Source organism: Marinobacter profundi (genome assembly GCF_002744715.1).
GTDB lineage: Bacteria > Pseudomonadota > Gammaproteobacteria > Pseudomonadales > Oleiphilaceae > Marinobacter > Marinobacter profundi.
Genome location: NZ_KZ319369.1, coordinates 430,447 through 446,357, shown reverse-complemented (window position 1 = coordinate 446,357; position 15,911 = coordinate 430,447). Strand labels below are relative to the sequence as shown.

The following is a 15,911-nucleotide window of genomic DNA, read 5'->3' as shown; positions in this document are numbered from 1 at the left end:
ATAGTCGCCAAGCCCCTGACTTGCAGGAATCCCGGGGCTCCGGGGCCATCCCGGCACCCGCGGCCATAACACGTGACCATTCAAAGCGCTGGCCGCAGAAGCACCGGAAAGGTATTTTGGTTACATTCAAAGTCCGTAATAGCCATTACGACAGCCAGGAAACAAAATCATGGTCGAACTGGACAGAATCGATCACGCCATCATCCGCGAGCTGCAGAAGAACTCCCGGACCACCGTGACAGAGCTGGCCTCCCGTGTCGGGCTCTCGAAAACTCCCTGCCAGGTGCGGATGCGGCGATTGGAAGACCAGGGCTACATCACCGGCTACACCGCGCTGGTCAACCAGACCAAGCTCGGGCTGAGCCACATCGCCTTTGCCCAGGTCACCCTGAACGACACCAGCAGCGGGGCGCTGGCCGCGTTCAACAAAGCGGTGAAACAGATTTCGGCCGTTGAACAGTGCCACATGATCGCCGGCAATTTCGATTACCTGCTCAAGGTGAGAACACGGAACATGGCCGAATACCGCCAGGTTCTCGGGGAAGAAATCTCCGCCCTGCCCCACGTGCTCCAGACCAGCACCTTCGTGGTCATGGAGAACGTACGGGATGCGGGGCTCTGAGCGCTATCCGGCCGCACCGGACCAAACCGGCAACGGACTGTGAGTCAGCAACGGACTGTGAGTTAAAGGAAACGTGAGTTAATGGATATACTCTGGCTGTTTTTAGCAATCCTGCCGGTGGTCGTGCTGGCAGGATCCGTTCTCGGGATCCACTCGTTCCTGCAGCTGCGCCGGCTGCGCGCGCGCATTGACCAACTGGAACAGCAGTTGCAGCCCACTCCCCAACCCACTCCCAAGCCCACTCCGCAACCCGTCCGAGGTGCCCGCGCACAGCGGGAACCCGCCAGACACCGGACGATCTCTGCGCGCCTTGATGCCAGTATCCGCAACAACTGGATGATCTGGCTCGGGGGCATCTGCGTCGGCCTGGCAGGCGTCTTCATGGTGCGTTATTCCATCGAAGAGGGCCTGCTCGGCCCCGCAGCACGCATCAATCTGTCCCTGATCGCCGGTGGCGCCCTGCACCTGGCGGCCGAATGGCTGCGCCGGACCCGGGGCCAGCACAATGTCTTCGCGGCTCTGGCCGGCGGTGCCAGCATCATCCTGTATTCCGCGCTGTTCGCCGCCTTCCGGTTGCTGCCGGAAGTTTCACCCGGGCTGATCTTCGGCGGTATGGCACTGGTATCTTTCGGCTCGCTGGCGCTGGCCTTGCGTCACGGTCCGGTGCTTGCGGCGCTGGGGATGCTGGGCGGCTACCTGGTACCGGTGCTGGTCAGCACCGGCTCCGGGCGGATCGAAATCGCGCTGGTCTATATCTGTATTCTCAGTCTGTTCTCCCTGTGGTTGCTGGCTTATGTGCAGCGCCGCTGGCTCTGGCTGGGCGTGATCGGTGGCAGCCTGGCCTGGTGGGGGCTCACCCTGTGGACAGCGCCGGAAGACGGCGTCCGTTCGCTCTACCTGCTGGTACTTGGCTACCTGTTCCTCGCCGTACCCGGCCAGGACTGGCTGCTGCGCCAGCAGCGGCAACCCGCGGGCCGGCCCTGGTGGCGACTGCTGCTGGACAACCACGGCGAACGCAATTGGCCAGCAACTCCGGCGTTACTGCTGCTGGTGCTCGCCCAGGGCAGCACCCTGGCGCTGGAAACGGTTGGCGGGAGCAGCTATTCCACGCTGCTGCTGATGCCGCTGCTGTTGCTGCTTGCCGCCAGCCGCCGCCCCGAGCTGAACCCATTACCGGCCCTGCTACTGGGCCTCACCGCGCTGGCGGTGATCCTGCCCCTGCTGAGCTGGAACGGCGACCGGTGGCAGTTCGTGGCAGCCAGCGCCGAAACCCAGGCCCTGCTGATCCCCCGGCTGGTGTTGCTGATGCTGCTCTACTCCGGCGTTGCGGTTACCCTGGTGTGGCGAAAAGCAAGCTATCCAGCGTTCTGGACCACTCTTGGCTGCGCCGCGCCCCTGTTGATGGTGACCCTGGGTTATTACCTGATTACCGCCTTCACCGCCGACTGGACCTGGGGCGGCGCGGCGGCAGTGCTGGCGCTGGGTTACCTGGCACTGGCGAAACTCAGTGTGCAGCGCCAGGCGGCCGACCTGATCAGCGTGATCCTGATCAGTGCCGCCCACCTCGGCCTGTCACTGGCTGCGGTCACCTGGTTCAGCAACGCTACGCTCACCCTTGCCCTGGCAGCACAGCTGATCAGCCTTGCGGCCCTCCAGCGCTACTACCAGCTCCCCCTGCTGGGCTGGGTCATCCGCTTACTGTTGGCCGTGCTGATCTGTCGCCTGACCTTCAACCCCTGGTTACCAGGCTACAGCAGTGATACCCACTGGTCCCTCTGGACCTACGGCGGCGCAACACTATGTGCCTTCTGGGCCGCCTGGATTCTGCGCCACAACCACAAGATGCAGGCCTGGCTGCAGGGCGCGGGCGCCCACCTGCTGGTGCTCACCCTGGCCGCCGAGGTGCGTTACTGGCTATATGACGGTGACATCTTCCGCGCCGAATACAGCTTCCTGGAAGCCAGCCTCAACACTGCAATCTGGGGCAGTGCCGGGTTGCTCTATCAGGTGCGGGCGGGCATGAGCCGTTACCTGCAGCGCTTCTACCGGGTAATCGCCGGGCTGCACCTGGCGGCCGCCGGCGGCAACTACCTGCTGTTTGTCGTGCTGGCACATAACCCGCTGTGGAGCAACGCACCGGTCGGCACGACGCCGCTGTGGAACCTGCTGCTGCTCAGCTACGGACTACCAACCCTGCTACTCCTGGCGGGCGGCTACCTGTTGCGCGGCACCGCCGGTGCCACGGCGAGACTGCTGGCCGGTGTCAACCTGCTGCTGTTCGTCTCACTGGAAATCCGCCATCTGTGGCAGGGTGAACTGAGCCTGGCCAATGTCACCCCGGTTGGCGAGCTCTATACCTATTCGGCGGTGTGGCTGCTGCTCGCCTCCGCTGCCGTTATCGGCGGCGGCTGGCGGCACAGCCGGGCCCTGTACAACGGCGGCATGGCCCTGCTGCTGGTGGTGGTCGCCAAGCTGTTCCTGGTCGATATGTCCGACCTCACCGGGCTCTGGCGGGTCGCCTCGTTCATGGGGCTGGGGCTGACCCTGCTGGCGCTCGCCTGGCTGCACCAGTGGCTGACCCGGCAAGCTCCGATACCTCCACAACAACCAGACCGCGGCGGCCAGACCATCATGGGCTGAGCCCCGAGGATCCGTTGACCAACGGCCGCTTTCCAACTAAGGAACACAGGAAAACACCATGTCCGACAACAACAAATCACATGGGCAACCGGTTGAATTCGACTTCATTGTGGTGGGCGCCGGCACTGCCGGCTGCCTGCTGGCCAACCGGCTCAGCGCCGACCCGGCCAACCGGGTACTGCTGATCGAGGCCGGGGGCCGTGACAACTACCACTGGATCCACATCCCGGTGGGTTACCTCTACTGCATCGACAACCCCCGCACCGACTGGCGCTTCCGCACCGAGCCGGCGCCGGGCCTGAACGGCCGCTCGCTGATCTATCCCCGCGGCAAGACTCTCGGCGGCTGCTCCAGTATCAACGGGATGCTCTATATCCGCGGCCAGGCCCGGGACTACGACCACTGGGCCGAGGTTACCGGCGACGACGCCTGGACCTGGGACAATTGCCTGCCCGACTTCATGCGCCACGAAGACCACCACCGCCTCGATAACGGCGGTGATGCCGACGCGGACCATGGCGGCTTCCATGGCCACGGCGGCGAGTGGCGGGTCGAACGGCAACGGTTGAAATGGCAGGTACTGGAAGACTTTGCCGCCGCTGCGGCAGAAGCCGGCGTGCCGCGCACCCGGGACTTCAACCGGGGCGACAACGAAGGGGTGGACTATTTCGAGGTCAACCAACGCTCCGGCTGGCGCTGGAACACCTCCAAGGCCTTCCTGCGCAGTGCCGCACGGCGCCCGAACCTGACCGTCTGGCATTCCAGCCAGGTCATGGGACTGGTCATGGCAAGCGGTCATGGCGACCTGCCTCGCTGTTCCGGGGTGAAGGTCCGGCGACCAGGCCGCAGTGACGACATCCTGGCGGCGGCCACCCGGGAGGTCATCCTGTCGGCGGGCGCCATCGGTTCCCCGCAACTGCTGCAGCTGTCAGGCATCGGGCCGGCAGACCTGCTGCAGGAGTTTGACATCCCGCTGGTGGCCGATCTGCCCGGCGTGGGCGAAAACCTGCAGGACCACCTGCAGATCCGCTCGGTCTACAAGGTACAAGGTGCAGTCACCCTGAACACCATGGCCAACTCGTTACTGGGCAAGGCCCGGATCGGCCTCGAATACCTGCTCAGACGCTCCGGCCCGATGAGTATGGCGCCATCCCAGCTGTGCGTGTTTACCCGCAGTTCGGCGGAGTTTGACCACGCCAACATCCAGTACCATGTGCAGCCGCTGAGCCTGGAGGCCTTCGGCCAGCCCTTGCACAACTTTCCCGCCATCACCGCCAGTGTGTGCAACCTGAATCCGACCAGCCGGGGCTCGGTGCGCATCCGCAGCCGCGACCCCCGGGAAGCCCCCGCCATTGCCCCCAACTACCTCAGCATGGCGGCAGACCGCAAAGTGGCAGCCGACTCGCTGCGGGTGACCCGGCGCATTGCCAGCCAGCCGGCTTTTGCCCGATACCAGCCCGAGGAGTTCAAACCCGGGCCGCAATATCAGACAGACGAGGAGCTGGCCCGCCTTGCCGGCGACATCGGCACCACCATTTTCCATCCGGTGGGCACCGCCCGCATGGGCCGCGCGGAGGACCCGATGGCCGTGGTGGATTCACATTTGCGGGTGCAGGGCGTCGCTGGCCTGCGGGTAGTGGATGCCAGCGTGATGCCCACCATCACCAGCGGCAATACCAACTCCCCCACCCTGATGATCGCGGAGAAGGCCGCCGGCTGGATTCTGGCGGGCGAATGACCATCGTTCAGCCGGAGAGTGCAGGCGCGCCGGCCTTACCCTGATGACGGTGCGCGGCCGCCACGAAAACGACCCCCAGCGCCATTACCACCAGGGTCATCAACAGCCCGTTGGTGTAGTTACCCTCGGCGTCGGCAAGGTACCCGACAATGGCCGGCGCCAGAATCTGGGCGATGCCATAGCTGAAGGTGAGACGGCTCATGGGGCGCGAGGGGTTCTCCGGGTAGACCCGCCCGACCATGGCCAGCACCATGCTCACAATACCGATGAAACTGGCGCCGTAAATCAGCGAACTCAGCATCACGCTGGCCAGACTGGTATCCAGCACCAGCATCAGGATGCTGACCGCATTGAGGACATAGGCCAGATACAACGCTGACCAGTGGCCCCAGCGACGGGTAAACACATCCCACAGCCAGCAGGCCGGCGTCGCCGCCAGTCCTGCCACCAGCCAGACCTGCCAGCCCCGCCCGGCCAGTGCCGGCATGGATTCGGCAATCGCCACCAAAAACGTGGCGGTGACCACATATCCGACACCGGCGCAAAAGTACGCCAGCTGCAGGATGAAGATAAACCGGCTGCGATCCGACTCACTGTTGTCGCCGGTCTTGCGGGGCATGGCACAGGCCCGGTAATCCGGCGTCCAGCGCCAGATCGGCAGCAACAGCACCAGTGCAGCCAGGCCGTAGATAACCCACTGCTCATCCCAGGCAAAGCGCTCCCGGATCACTTCCGCCAGCACTGCAGTCAGCACGATGCCAAGACCAATGCCGGAGAAAAAAATTCCCAGTTCGGATTTCTGGTTGTGCTTGAGCAGCCAGCTCATCAGCAGGCCCGCACCCAGCAGCATTCCGGTGGAGGTGCTAAGCCCCGAAGCAAAACGCAGCAGGTACCAGAGCCACGCCTCTGTGGTGAACCCCATCAACGCGGTGGTCACCACCGCTCCGAGCAGGCCCAACTGATAGAGCCTCACTTTCAACCCCATGTCGCTGATCCGCGAAATCAGCAGGGCGCCGGTCAGGTAACCGGCGTAGTTCACCGTAGCCAGCAGGCCGACCACCGTCTGGCTGAGGCCCACGCCCGCCACCATTTCCGGGATCATCGGGGTGTAGGAGAACCGGGCAATACCAACGGTGACCACCACCGCAATTACGCTGGCGATCAAAACCTTGAGCTTGTCTGTTGTTGTTATCATGAAGTGTCTCTGTCCCATCTGTGGCCTCAGGTTAGGGAAAATCAGGCCGGATGTCTTCCGTTTCGCCAAATCCCGCATCGTGGAACATGGCGCACATAACTGTAGGAGATCTCTCACAGATGGCCCCGGTGATGTCTCATTCCTCGGCACAGCATCCCCGCTAGAATGGTTGGTGTCAGGGATGACAGCTGGCATGGATGCGAGCTCAGGGAAGATTTCCCCACGGATCGGGGACTGCTCACAGGACAGTGAGTTCATGGAGGAACTGCAGGGAAGACAGCGCGAGGAACCGCGCCGCCTGATGGACCAGGCACAGGGTTAGCCACGGATTCAGGACCACACGGACAGTGGTCCTACTCCGTGCATCCAAGGCCTGCCTTGCCGACGCCAACCTCGCCTGCCCTTCTGATCGACCACCGCCTGGTTGCCTAACCGGCATCGGTGCCGCGCAAACGCCGGCGAACCCGAGCCGCCCTCCGACCTGCTCGATTTCCTGAACCATCGACGCACAGGCCTGCGCCCGGCGCATCCGCCCGTGCTTAACAACATGGAGTGTGCAGTAGCACCCTCAGAAAGGAATCTGTCTCAGGAGTCAACAATGAAACGTACCCCGATTATCGCCACGCTGGTTTTGCTGTTCAGTCTGTTTACCGGTTTTGCCTACGCCGAACCTGCCGTGGTCAACATCAACACCGCCGACGTGGCAACACTCGCCAGCCTCAATGGCATTGGCCAGAGCAAGGCCGAAGCCATTGTGGCCTACCGTGAGGCAAACGGCCCCTTCCAGTCCCCGGAGGAACTGGCCAATGTCAAAGGTATTGGCAGCCGCACCGTCGAAAAAAATGCGGACCGGCTTGCCATCAAGTGATCCGGGCCGGCGGGGCTTGTCCCCGCCACCGACCGGGTTCGCGCCCGAAAGTTACCCCGAGCCCGAAATGTCCTCTGGACAGGCCAAACGCCGCGGCCTATCGTAAGTTGATAACAAAACCAACTGGCTCAACAGCGGCACTGCGTTATGGTCGATCCAATCAGGGTATATCCCGCCAAGCCCTCAAAAGTGTACTTCTACGGTACCTGCCTGATAGACCTGTTCTACCCGGACGCCGGCATGGCCGGCATCCGGCTGCTGGAGCGGGAAGGGATCGAGGTTATCTTCCCTGACGATCAGACCTGTTGCGGACAACCGGCCTACACGTCGGGCTATCACGATGAGGCCCGCACCGTCGCCGCCGCCCAACTCGGCCTGTTCCCGCAGGACTGGCCGATTGTAGTGCCCTCCGGATCCTGTGGCGGCATGATGCGCAAGCACTACCCCGACCTGTTCCGGGATACCCCGTTCGAAAATCTCGCAGCAGAGATTGCCGGCCGGGTCTGGGAGCTGACTGACTTCCTGCTCAACGTCTGCCACATCAAACTGGAGGATCTGGGCGAGCCCACCACCGTTGCAATGCACACCTCATGCTCGGCCCGCCGGGAAATGGGGATCGCCGAAGTCGGACCAGCCCTGCTCGGCCAGCTGACCAACGTCACCCTCGCCGAACAGGCCCGCCCGGAAGAGTGCTGTGGTTTTGGCGGCACCTTCGCCATCCGCCACCCGGAGATTTCCGGCGCCATGGTCAGCGAGAAACTGACGACCCTGGTGGATGCCGGCGCCAGGGAGTTTGTCACTACCGACTGCGGCTGCCTGATGAATATCGCCGGCCATGCCGAAAAAGCTGGCACGCCGATGACCGGCCAGCACATTCTCAGCTTCCTCTGGAAGCGGACCGGCGGCGAGGGAGGCAAACGCTCATGAGCAGCAGCGAGACAGTAAGCCAGCCGGCGGCAGGCGTTCACGCCGGCCACCAGGTCGACGTGCGGGATTTCCATAACCGGGCGCGGGCCGCCATCCACAACCCGAAAATCCGCCAGAACTTCCGCAAGGCCATGGATGGTCTGATGGCAAAGCGGACCGCCGCCTTCGAAGGCTGGGATCTTGAGGCGCTGCGGGACCTTGGCGCCAATATCCGCCTGCGTGCACTGGCCAACCTGCCGGACCTGCTCGAGCAGCTGGAGCAGAAACTGACGGCAAACGGCATCCGGGTGCACTGGGCGGTCGATGGTGATGAAGCCTGCCAGATCGTGCGGGACATCTGCGTTGCCCGTGGCGCCAAACGCGTGATCAAGGGAAAATCCATGGTGTCCGAGGAAATGGAACTCAACCATTACCTTGAAGCCCGTGGCATCGAGGCCCTGGAATCCGATCTGGGTGAGTACATCGTGCAACTGGCGGATGAGACCCCGTCCCACATCATCATGCCGGCCATCCACAAGAACACCGCCGAAATCTCCGAGCTGATGCACGAGAAAACCGGCACCGACCTGTCCAACGATGTGGAATACCTCACCGCCAGCGCCCGCCAGCAGCTGCGGGAAAAATTCATGAACGCCGACGTTGGCGTGTCCGGGGTCAACTTCGCCGTGGCGGAAACCGGCACCCTGTGTCTGGTGGAAAACGAAGGCAACGGGCGCATGACCACCACGGTGCCGCCCTGCCATATCGCGGTCACCGGCATCGAGAAAGTGGTGCCACGGCTGGAAGACGTCACCGCCCTGCTCGCCCTGCTGACCCGCTCGGCGACCGGCCAGCACATCACCACCTATTTCAATATGATTTCCGGCCCCCGCAAGGAAGACGAGCTGGACGGTCCCGAAGAAGTCCACCTGGTGCTGGTGGACAATGGCCGCTCGTCGATTTACCAGGACGACCAGTTGCTGGACACCCTGCGCTGCATCCGCTGCGGCGCCTGCATGAATCACTGCCCGGTGTACACCCGGGTTGGCGGCCATACCTATGGCACCACCTACCCTGGCCCCATTGGCAAGATCCTGATGCCCCACCTGATCGGACTCGACGAAGGCCGCCACCTGCCTACCGCCTCCAGCCTGTGCGGCGCCTGTGGTGAAGTCTGCCCGGTACGGATTCCGATTCCGGACCTCCTGGTACGGTTACGGCAGGAATCTGTTGATGGCGACAAGCTGCACCCGGCCAGAGTCCCCGGCCACGGCGCCAAGCGGGGCCGGGCAGAAGCGATGATCTGGAAGGGCTGGAGCTGGATGCACAGCCGTCCGGGGGCGTACCGGTTTGGCACCGGCCTGGCAGCCCGGTTCCACAAGCTGCAACCGGGCCAGCTTGGCGCCTGGACCCGCTTCCGTACCGCACCGAAGCTGGCGCCGAAAACCCTCCACGAGCAACTGAAGGAGCGCAACCGGTGAGTGCCAAAGAGACGATCCTCAACCGCCTGCGCCATCGCGCCGGAGGCCAGCTGACGGCACCCGCTGTGGATTTCTCGGTCCTGCAACGGCCAGACTGGACCACGGCGGAGAAACTGGACCTGTTCGAGAAAGCCATCGAGTCGGTCCATGGTGAGGTTCACCGGGTGACGGCCGACGGCTGGATTGACCGGCTGGCGGAAATCCTGCAGAGCCGGGGTGCCCGCAACTTGCTGATCTCCGGACAACACGACCTTGGTACGCGCCTGCGAGAGGCCGGCCGTGACGACCTCCCCGATCTGCTGGTCTACGATGAGCCGGTGAGTAGCTGGCAGCCCACCCTGTTCAATGAGGTGGATGCAGCCATCACCTCCACCCGCGGCGGAATTGCCGAGACCGGCTCGCTCATTCTGTGGCCGACGGTGGCTGAGCCGCGGCTGATGAGCCTGGTACCCCCCATCCATATCGCCGTCCTGCAGGCCAGCGAACTGTATGCCACTTTCCACCAGGCCATGCTTGCCCAGAACTGGGCCGCTGGCATGCCGACCAATGCGCTGTTAATCTCCGGGCCATCCAAAACCGCGGACATCGAGCAGACTCTGGCTTACGGCGTCCACGGACCCAAAGAACTTATCGTACTGGTTATTGAATGATCCGAGGTGCACTGCTGATCGCCCTGGCGGCCCTGCTCTGGGCGACCACGGGTATTGTTGCCAAATTCCTGTTCAACGATACCGACTTGCAGCCACTGGCGCTGGCCCTGTTACGGCTGGTGGTAGCGCTGCCATTCTTCTTCCTGCTGATGGTGGCAGAACTGCGACGCAACCGCCGCGCCGGCGGTGGCTCCGTCAAGCTGCTGAACTGGCGGATCCTGCTGCCCCTGGCGGCCCTGGGGCTGTTTCAGTCGGTCTACCAGGGCAGTTACCTGCTGGCGGTGGATCTCACCGGGGCGGGGATTGCCACTCTGATCTCGCTTTGCCTGCCGCCAGTCATGGTTGCCCTGCTGGCCGCACCGTTACTGGGTGAGCGTCCTGGACTGGTAACGGTGCTTGCGCTGATCGCGGCGATCGGTGGCACCGCCATGCTGGTGGTCAGCGATATGGATACCGCGGGCCGGCTCCGGCTGGCGGGCATCCTGATGGCGCTGCTGGCGGCCTTGGTGTATACCGGCTTTACCCTGACCAGCCGCTACAATTCCACCGGAACTCCGGTTTTTACCACCGCGTTCATCTGTTTTCTGACCGCAGCACTGATCCTGCTGCCGGTGGTGGCGGCCAGCGGCGGTTTCCGCGGGCTGGGCACGCTGGGCCTGCAAGGCTGGCTGATGGTCGGCTACATCGGCGTGGTGCCAACCTGCCTGGGGTATGTGCTGTTTTTCACCGCCATGAAAACCACACCGGCCACGCTGTCCAGTATCATCGTGACGCTGGAACCGCTGTTTGTGGCGCTGCTGGCGTGGATCTTCCACGATGAAGTGCTTGGGGTAACCGGCATCAGCGGCGCCATCATCCTCACCATCGCGGTGATCGTGGCCTCTAACAGCGGTGTCCGGGGAAAGCGCGCAGGCACCTCGCCAGACACCGCCCCAGACACCTCGCCAGGCACCCCGTGACGGCGCCGCCAAACGGCGGAATCATTCGCCCCGGCGCTGTTTCTCCAGCATGTTCGGCTGCAGGATCTCGATCCAGTAGCCGTCCGGATCCTTGATGAACGCCAGCCCTTTCATCTTGCCATCGTCCGGCTTCTTGACGAACTCCACGCCCAGCTTGCCGAAGCGGTCGCAGGCGGCATAGACATCCGGCACCGCCACTCCGATGTGGCCAAAGCCCTGGGGCTGGTCATTGCCGTTGTGGTAACTGAACTCCGGATCCTTCTCGGTGCCCCAGTTGTGGGTCAGCTCCAGCATCGCCTCGCGACCGAAGGTATAAGTCGTGCGATGGGCATCGTCTAGCGGTACGGTGGCGGCCTGGCGGTCATCCAGGTAGGCAAGAAAGTACAGGGTGAACTCCATCTCCGGAAAATCCAGTTTGCGCACCAGGCGCATCCCCATCACCCGGGTATAGAAATCCAGCGAGCGCTCGGGATCCTTGATCCGCATCATGGTCTGGTTGAAGACGTAACCTTCGGTCTCCGGAACAGGCGCGTCGTGCAGGCCCGGTGCCTGCTCGAAATGTTTGGGCATGGTTCAATTTCCCTGGTTGGCTGGCGTTATCTGAACCTTATACCTGTGTGCAACAGGGAAGGATTTCAAGGGCCCGGCGATCACGACGGCCAAAGAGCCAGAGGAGCAAGCAAGCCGGAGTCTGTGCTAAACTCGCGCCATTCGCGCAGGCGCAACGATACCCAGAGCGACTCCATGGAATTCCAGGCACCCAACACCCTTGCCGAACAGATTGCCAACTACCTGGCCCAGCGCATCATGACCGGACAGATCCGGCCCGGTGAGCGGATCCAGGAAGCCACCATCGCAGCCGAGCTGAAAGTCAGTCGGGCGTCGGTGAAAGAAGCCCTGTACACCCTGGAACGCTGGCACCTGGCCGACATCACACCCCGCAAGGGCGCCTCGGCCTCGGTGCTGGATGCCAGCCATGCGGCGGAGTTGTACGACGTTTACATGCACCTGCTGATCATGCTGGCCCGGCGGCTGTGTGAACGATGGCAGGAGAAAGACCGGGAGTCATTGGTACAGTCGGTCGCCCGGGTAACGCAGCAGATGCAGGCCCGCAAGGCTGACATCACCGCCGCAGTTGAGGCCAGTTTCAGCGTAATGGAGACCTGCTGCGAGGTGGTCGGCAACCCCTACCTCACGGAGGCCCTCTCCAATTTCAAGCCCGCCGTGAGCCGGGCCTATTACCTGAGCGCGGACCGCTACCGCCAGGACCTCGACCGCACCGGCGAGTTCTTCCTGAAACTGACCCGGGCCGTGCTCAACCGCGATGCGGACGAAGCGGAAAAGCAGATCACCGGGTTCGCCAACCACCAGAAACAACTGATCCAGCAGTCCCTGACCGGGGACGAGGCCGCCGGTCAGTAACCGGCGCCGCAGGTCTGGACAACCCCCCGGTACCTGCAAGTACACTGCCTGTCACTCCACGGTGGGCATGCAATGACTGAGCAGACCAGGGAACAGGCTACCGAACACTACCGCGAGCGCACCTCGGCCGGCCGGCTCATGGTGTTTGCCCTGCTGTTCATTGCCCTGACCGCTGCCGGTCTCTATGCTGTCTACGACCAGTTTGCCGGCCGTAGCCTGACCTTTGACTGGAAACTGCTGGCCCCGCAAAACCTCCTCGCCATCCTTACCCTGCTCGCCGTGTACTTCGCCGCCGATGGCCTGCGCCTTCATTACACCCTGCGCGCCCTTGGCTACCGGCTGCCGTTCCCGGTGATCTTCCGGCTGGTGTTTATCAACCTGTTTTTCTCCAACGTGACGCCCATGGCCACCGGTGGCGGCTTTGCCCAGGTCTGGTACCTGCAGCAGCACGGGGTATCCATTGGCCGGGCGACGGCCGCCACCACCATCCGCACCGTACTGGCCATCGCCTTTATTTTCTCGCTGACACCGGTATTCCTGCTGACCCTGGACGTCCTTCAGGGCCAGCGTCTGCTGGCCCGGATCGGTGGCGTGCTGACGGTTCTGATCGTGGCCTATCTCGGATTCTTCGCCGTCGTGCTGTTCCGCACCCACTGGCTGATCGGTCCGCTGGCCCGCACGCTGGACCTCCTGCATCGCTGGCACCTGATCGGTGAGCGTCGCCACCGCCGCTGGCACTTCAAGGCCCGACGGGAAATGCTGCGGTTCGCTCGCAGTTTTGGTGAATACCTGCACGGCCCCCGCCATTGCGTGGTGCTGTCGGTGTGCTTCACCTTTCTGTTTCTGCTCAGCCTGTTCAGCTTCCCGGCGCTGCTGATGGTCAGTCTCGACTATGATGTAGATTATCTGGTTAGCGTCGGGCTGATGGTGGTGACCACATTCATCATGTATTTCTCACCAACGCCGGGCGCCTCGGGCATCTCCGAAGGTGTCTTCGGCAGCTTCTTCAGCGGCATCCTCACGCCCGGCCACCTGCTGCTGGTGACCATCAGCTGGCGGGTGCTCACGATCTACACCGGGATGCTGATCGGCCTCATCCTGATGCAGAGAGGGCTGATGCAGAAGGAACTGACCCCAAAGTCCATGGACACACGATGAGATACCAGAGCCCGTTACGGATCCTGTTCTACATCAACATGCTGCTCGTCGTCCTGCTGGTGGGCTACAAAGCCTACCTGAACCTGTTCGAGCCCGAGTTTGAAGCCCTGCATACCGACCAGATCGAACGGATCCAGCAGCGTACCGCCGACAAGGAAAGTTTCAGCTTTGCTGTCGTCGGCAATATCAACAACTCGGTGGGTATCTTCGAGCGCCAGATGATTCCCATGCTGAACGCCTCCGGGGTGGACTTCCTGGTGTCGGCAGGCAATGCGGTCACGGACGGCAGTGAAGACAAGTACCGCGCCCTGCATGGCACGCTCCTGCACCTGACCATGCCCTACCTGCTCACCTTCGGTGCCAACGAATACGGCAGCTTTGGCAGTTACCGCTTCTACGATCACTTTGGCCCGCACTATTTCAGCGTAAGGGTGGGCGACAGCCGCCTTATCTTCCTCGACAGCACCGGCAAAACCCCTTGGAAATGGCAGCTCCGCTGGCTCGACGACCTGCTGCAGGATGACCAGTCAGGCCAGCGCCTGCTGTTCATTGGCCACCCGCCCCTGGAGGCCTCGGAAGAAGCCCTGTTCGAGCAGGACGAGGATTACCTGCAACCGGCGGAATTCCGCGCCGCCCTGCTGGACGCCATCAAACGCTACCGGATCAATGCCGTGTTTTCCGCCAACCTGTCGGTCTATTCCAACACCGGCCATGAAGGAACACAGTACATCACCACCGGCGGCGCCGGCGGCCTGGTGCTGAACAACGACGTGAGCTTCTATCACTTCGTGAAGGTGTCGGTTAAGAGTGACGGTACCATCAGCACCGACCTGGAACGTCTGGAGGTAGGCCAGCATCCGGTGCTGAAAACTCTGGAAAGCCTGTGGTTCTTCATTTACTCCCTGTTCTATGTGGGGTACGTAAACTTTTTCCTGCTGGTCAGCCTGTTCCTGGTGATTGCCATCAAGCTGTACTCGGTGGTGTTCGTGGGCAGAAACTATTACCCGGACTACGACCTCGACCCGACACCCTGGCTGGAAAAACCGGTGCGGGTGGCCATGTTCACCAACAACTACCTGCCGTTCATCGGCGGTGTTCCGATCTCCATTGAGCGGCTGCGCCGCGGTCTGCAGGCGCTGGGCAACAGCGTGCTGGTGGTGGCGCCCCGCTACAAGGACCAGCCCCGCCAGGAAGACCACGTGGTACGGGTACCTTCGCTATTTTCGTTTGGTGAAAACCGGGAATTCCGCCTCGCCAATATCTTCCTGCCACGGCTGCAGAAACGCGTACGGGCTTTCAGGCCGGACCTGGTCCATTTGCACCACCCGTTCTGGCTGGGATCACTCGGGCTGTTCAGCGCCCGGCGGCTGAACATACCGGCGGTGTATACCTACCACACCCGGCTCGAACATTACGCCCACTTTGTGCCGCTGCCCGGCATGCTGTTCCGTAACCTGATCTCCCACGCACTGATCAAGCGCTTTGCCAACAAGTGTGACGGGGTCATCGTGCCCACCTACTCCACCGAGGAATACCTGCGGATGATCGGGGTCAAAACCCCCACCTTCGTGCAACCTACCGGCATTGAATACCAGCGCTTCCGTGCAGTCGACGAGCATGAGGTGGACAAGCTGCGACGGTCGCTCGGACTTACCGATGAAACCGTGTTTATCAGCGTGTCCCGCCTGTCCAATGAGAAGAACATCGACTTCATGATTGACGCCCTGGCGGCGCTGAAACAGCAGGTCCGGCGTCCCTTCCGCTTCCTGATGATCGGTGACGGCCACCAGCGCCAGCGCCTGCAGGATAAAATCGAATCACTCGGCCTGGAGGCCTGCTGCACCCTGGTGGGCTCAGTGCCTCCGGACGAAATGCCGACCTGGTACCGGCTTGGGGATGTTTTCCTGTTTGCCTCCAAATCGGAAACCCAGGGCATGGTCATTCTGGAGGCCATGGCAGCAGGATTACCGGTGGTTGCGGTACGCTCCAGCGGAATCGATGACGTGGTCCGCCAGGGCTTCAACGGCTTCAAGACACCGGAGCGCCAGGAGCCCTGGTGTGAACAGGTGCGCCGCCTGCTGGAGGATGACCCGCTGCGCGAGGAGTTGTCAGCCAATGCGCTGCAGTTCGCCCGGGACTTTTCCGTGGAGCAGTTCGCCACCGACGTCCGCCAGATCTATGCCGAAGTCCAGGCCCGCTTCCACAAGGATCGCGAGCGTGCCAAGGCAGCCTTTCACCGCTCGCGGGAATCGGTTTAGACTACCGTGACGTA

General features: G+C 62.6%; 13 protein-coding genes. 11 read left to right on the top strand and 2 right to left on the bottom strand.

Translation table 11 applies throughout. From position 1 onward, the window contains the following. Positions 1–169 precede the first annotated feature (169 nt). From CLH61_RS07625 to CLH61_RS07615, 3 genes are all read left to right on the top strand, one after another. Positions 170–622, top strand: a complete 453-nt coding sequence (locus tag CLH61_RS07625; RefSeq protein WP_099614102.1) for an Lrp/AsnC family transcriptional regulator — start codon at positions 170–172, stop codon at positions 620–622. Between the two features lie 81 nt (positions 623–703). Then, positions 704–3,262 carry a DUF2339 domain-containing protein gene (locus tag CLH61_RS07620; RefSeq protein ID WP_099614101.1) on the top strand — a complete coding sequence of 853 codons (2,559 nt, stop codon included), beginning with the start codon at positions 704–706 and terminating at the stop codon, positions 3,260–3,262. A 58-nt stretch (positions 3,263–3,320) separates the two neighbouring features. Then, on the top strand, positions 3,321–5,000 hold the full coding sequence (locus CLH61_RS07615) for a GMC family oxidoreductase (protein ID WP_099614100.1): 1,680 nt from the start codon (positions 3,321–3,323) through the stop codon (positions 4,998–5,000). 7 nt (positions 5,001–5,007) lie between these two features. Here the strand turns inward: CLH61_RS07615 and CLH61_RS07610 are convergent, their stop codons facing one another. Next, positions 5,008–6,195 carry a YbfB/YjiJ family MFS transporter gene (locus tag CLH61_RS07610; protein WP_099614099.1) on the bottom strand — a complete coding sequence of 396 codons (1,188 nt, stop codon included), beginning with the start codon at positions 6,193–6,195 and terminating at the stop codon, positions 5,008–5,010. Positions 6,196–6,793: 598 nt separating this feature from the next. Between CLH61_RS07610 and CLH61_RS07600 the strand changes: the two genes are divergently transcribed. The 5 genes from CLH61_RS07600 (at position 6,794) to CLH61_RS07580 (ending at position 11,059) form a co-directional block, all read left to right on the top strand. Further along, positions 6,794–7,063 (top strand): ComEA family DNA-binding protein, encoded by a 270-nt coding sequence (locus CLH61_RS07600; protein WP_099614097.1) that lies wholly within the window; start codon positions 6,794–6,796, stop codon positions 7,061–7,063. A gap of 147 nt (positions 7,064–7,210) precedes the next feature. Further along, positions 7,211–7,990, top strand: a complete 780-nt coding sequence (locus CLH61_RS07595; protein ID WP_099614096.1) for a (Fe-S)-binding protein — start codon at positions 7,211–7,213, stop codon at positions 7,988–7,990. Further along, positions 7,987–9,450 (top strand): LutB/LldF family L-lactate oxidation iron-sulfur protein, encoded by a 1,464-nt coding sequence (locus CLH61_RS07590; protein ID WP_099614095.1) that lies wholly within the window; start codon positions 7,987–7,989, stop codon positions 9,448–9,450. Before CLH61_RS07595 ends, CLH61_RS07590 begins: the two co-directional genes overlap by 4 nt. Next, entirely contained in the window at positions 9,447–10,100 is a 654-nt protein-coding gene (locus CLH61_RS07585) for a LutC/YkgG family protein (protein WP_099614094.1), read from the top strand. Before CLH61_RS07590 ends, CLH61_RS07585 begins: the two co-directional genes overlap by 4 nt. Then, positions 10,097–11,059, top strand: coding sequence for a DMT family transporter (locus tag CLH61_RS07580; RefSeq protein ID WP_099614093.1), 963 nt, complete (start codon positions 10,097–10,099; stop codon positions 11,057–11,059). The genes CLH61_RS07585 and CLH61_RS07580 overlap by 4 nt, the downstream gene beginning before the upstream one ends. 21 nt (positions 11,060–11,080) lie before the next feature. Here CLH61_RS07580 and gloA read toward each other — a convergent pair whose 3' ends face one another. After that, entirely contained in the window at positions 11,081–11,629 is a 549-nt protein-coding gene (gene gloA, locus CLH61_RS07575) for a lactoylglutathione lyase (RefSeq protein ID WP_099614092.1), read from the bottom strand. A gap of 174 nt (positions 11,630–11,803) precedes the next feature. Here gloA and CLH61_RS07570 point away from each other — a divergent pair, with 174 nt between their 5' ends. The 3 genes from CLH61_RS07570 (at position 11,804) to CLH61_RS07560 (ending at position 15,897) form a co-directional block, all read left to right on the top strand. Beyond that, on the top strand, positions 11,804–12,481 hold the full coding sequence (locus tag CLH61_RS07570; protein WP_099614091.1) for a GntR family transcriptional regulator: 678 nt from the start codon (positions 11,804–11,806) through the stop codon (positions 12,479–12,481). Positions 12,482–12,553: 72 nt separating this feature from the next. After that, positions 12,554–13,639: a lysylphosphatidylglycerol synthase transmembrane domain-containing protein gene (locus tag CLH61_RS07565; RefSeq protein WP_099614090.1), complete on the top strand. Its 1,086-nt coding sequence runs from the start codon at positions 12,554–12,556 to the stop codon at positions 13,637–13,639. Further along, complete coding sequence (locus CLH61_RS07560; RefSeq protein ID WP_099614089.1) at positions 13,636–15,897, top strand: glycosyltransferase; 2,262 nt, start codon at positions 13,636–13,638, stop codon at positions 15,895–15,897. The genes CLH61_RS07565 and CLH61_RS07560 overlap by 4 nt, the downstream gene beginning before the upstream one ends. Positions 15,898–15,911 lie beyond the last annotated feature (14 nt).

What these genes read in the sequence shown, in the direction of transcription:
- CLH61_RS07610 (WP_099614099.1), bottom strand. Translation starts at nt 6,195, where the DNA reads ATGATAACAACAACAGACAAGCTCAAGGTTTTGATCGCCAGCGTAATT.
- CLH61_RS07590 (WP_099614095.1), top strand. Translation starts at nt 7,987, where the DNA reads ATGAGCAGCAGCGAGACAGTAAGCCAGCCGGCGGCAGGCGTTCACGCC.
- CLH61_RS07580 (WP_099614093.1), top strand. Translation starts at nt 10,097, where the DNA reads ATGATCCGAGGTGCACTGCTGATCGCCCTGGCGGCCCTGCTCTGGGCG.
- CLH61_RS07560 (WP_099614089.1), top strand. Translation starts at nt 13,636, where the DNA reads ATGAGATACCAGAGCCCGTTACGGATCCTGTTCTACATCAACATGCTG.
- CLH61_RS07565 (WP_099614090.1), top strand. Translation starts at nt 12,554, where the DNA reads ATGACTGAGCAGACCAGGGAACAGGCTACCGAACACTACCGCGAGCGC.
- CLH61_RS07595 (WP_099614096.1), top strand. Translation starts at nt 7,211, where the DNA reads ATGGTCGATCCAATCAGGGTATATCCCGCCAAGCCCTCAAAAGTGTAC.
- CLH61_RS07600 (WP_099614097.1), top strand. Translation starts at nt 6,794, where the DNA reads ATGAAACGTACCCCGATTATCGCCACGCTGGTTTTGCTGTTCAGTCTG.
- CLH61_RS07615 (WP_099614100.1), top strand. Translation starts at nt 3,321, where the DNA reads ATGTCCGACAACAACAAATCACATGGGCAACCGGTTGAATTCGACTTC.
- CLH61_RS07570 (WP_099614091.1), top strand. Translation starts at nt 11,804, where the DNA reads ATGGAATTCCAGGCACCCAACACCCTTGCCGAACAGATTGCCAACTAC.
- CLH61_RS07620 (WP_099614101.1), top strand. Translation starts at nt 704, where the DNA reads ATGGATATACTCTGGCTGTTTTTAGCAATCCTGCCGGTGGTCGTGCTG.
- gloA (WP_099614092.1), bottom strand. Translation starts at nt 11,629, where the DNA reads ATGCCCAAACATTTCGAGCAGGCACCGGGCCTGCACGACGCGCCTGTT.
- CLH61_RS07625 (WP_099614102.1), top strand. Translation starts at nt 170, where the DNA reads ATGGTCGAACTGGACAGAATCGATCACGCCATCATCCGCGAGCTGCAG.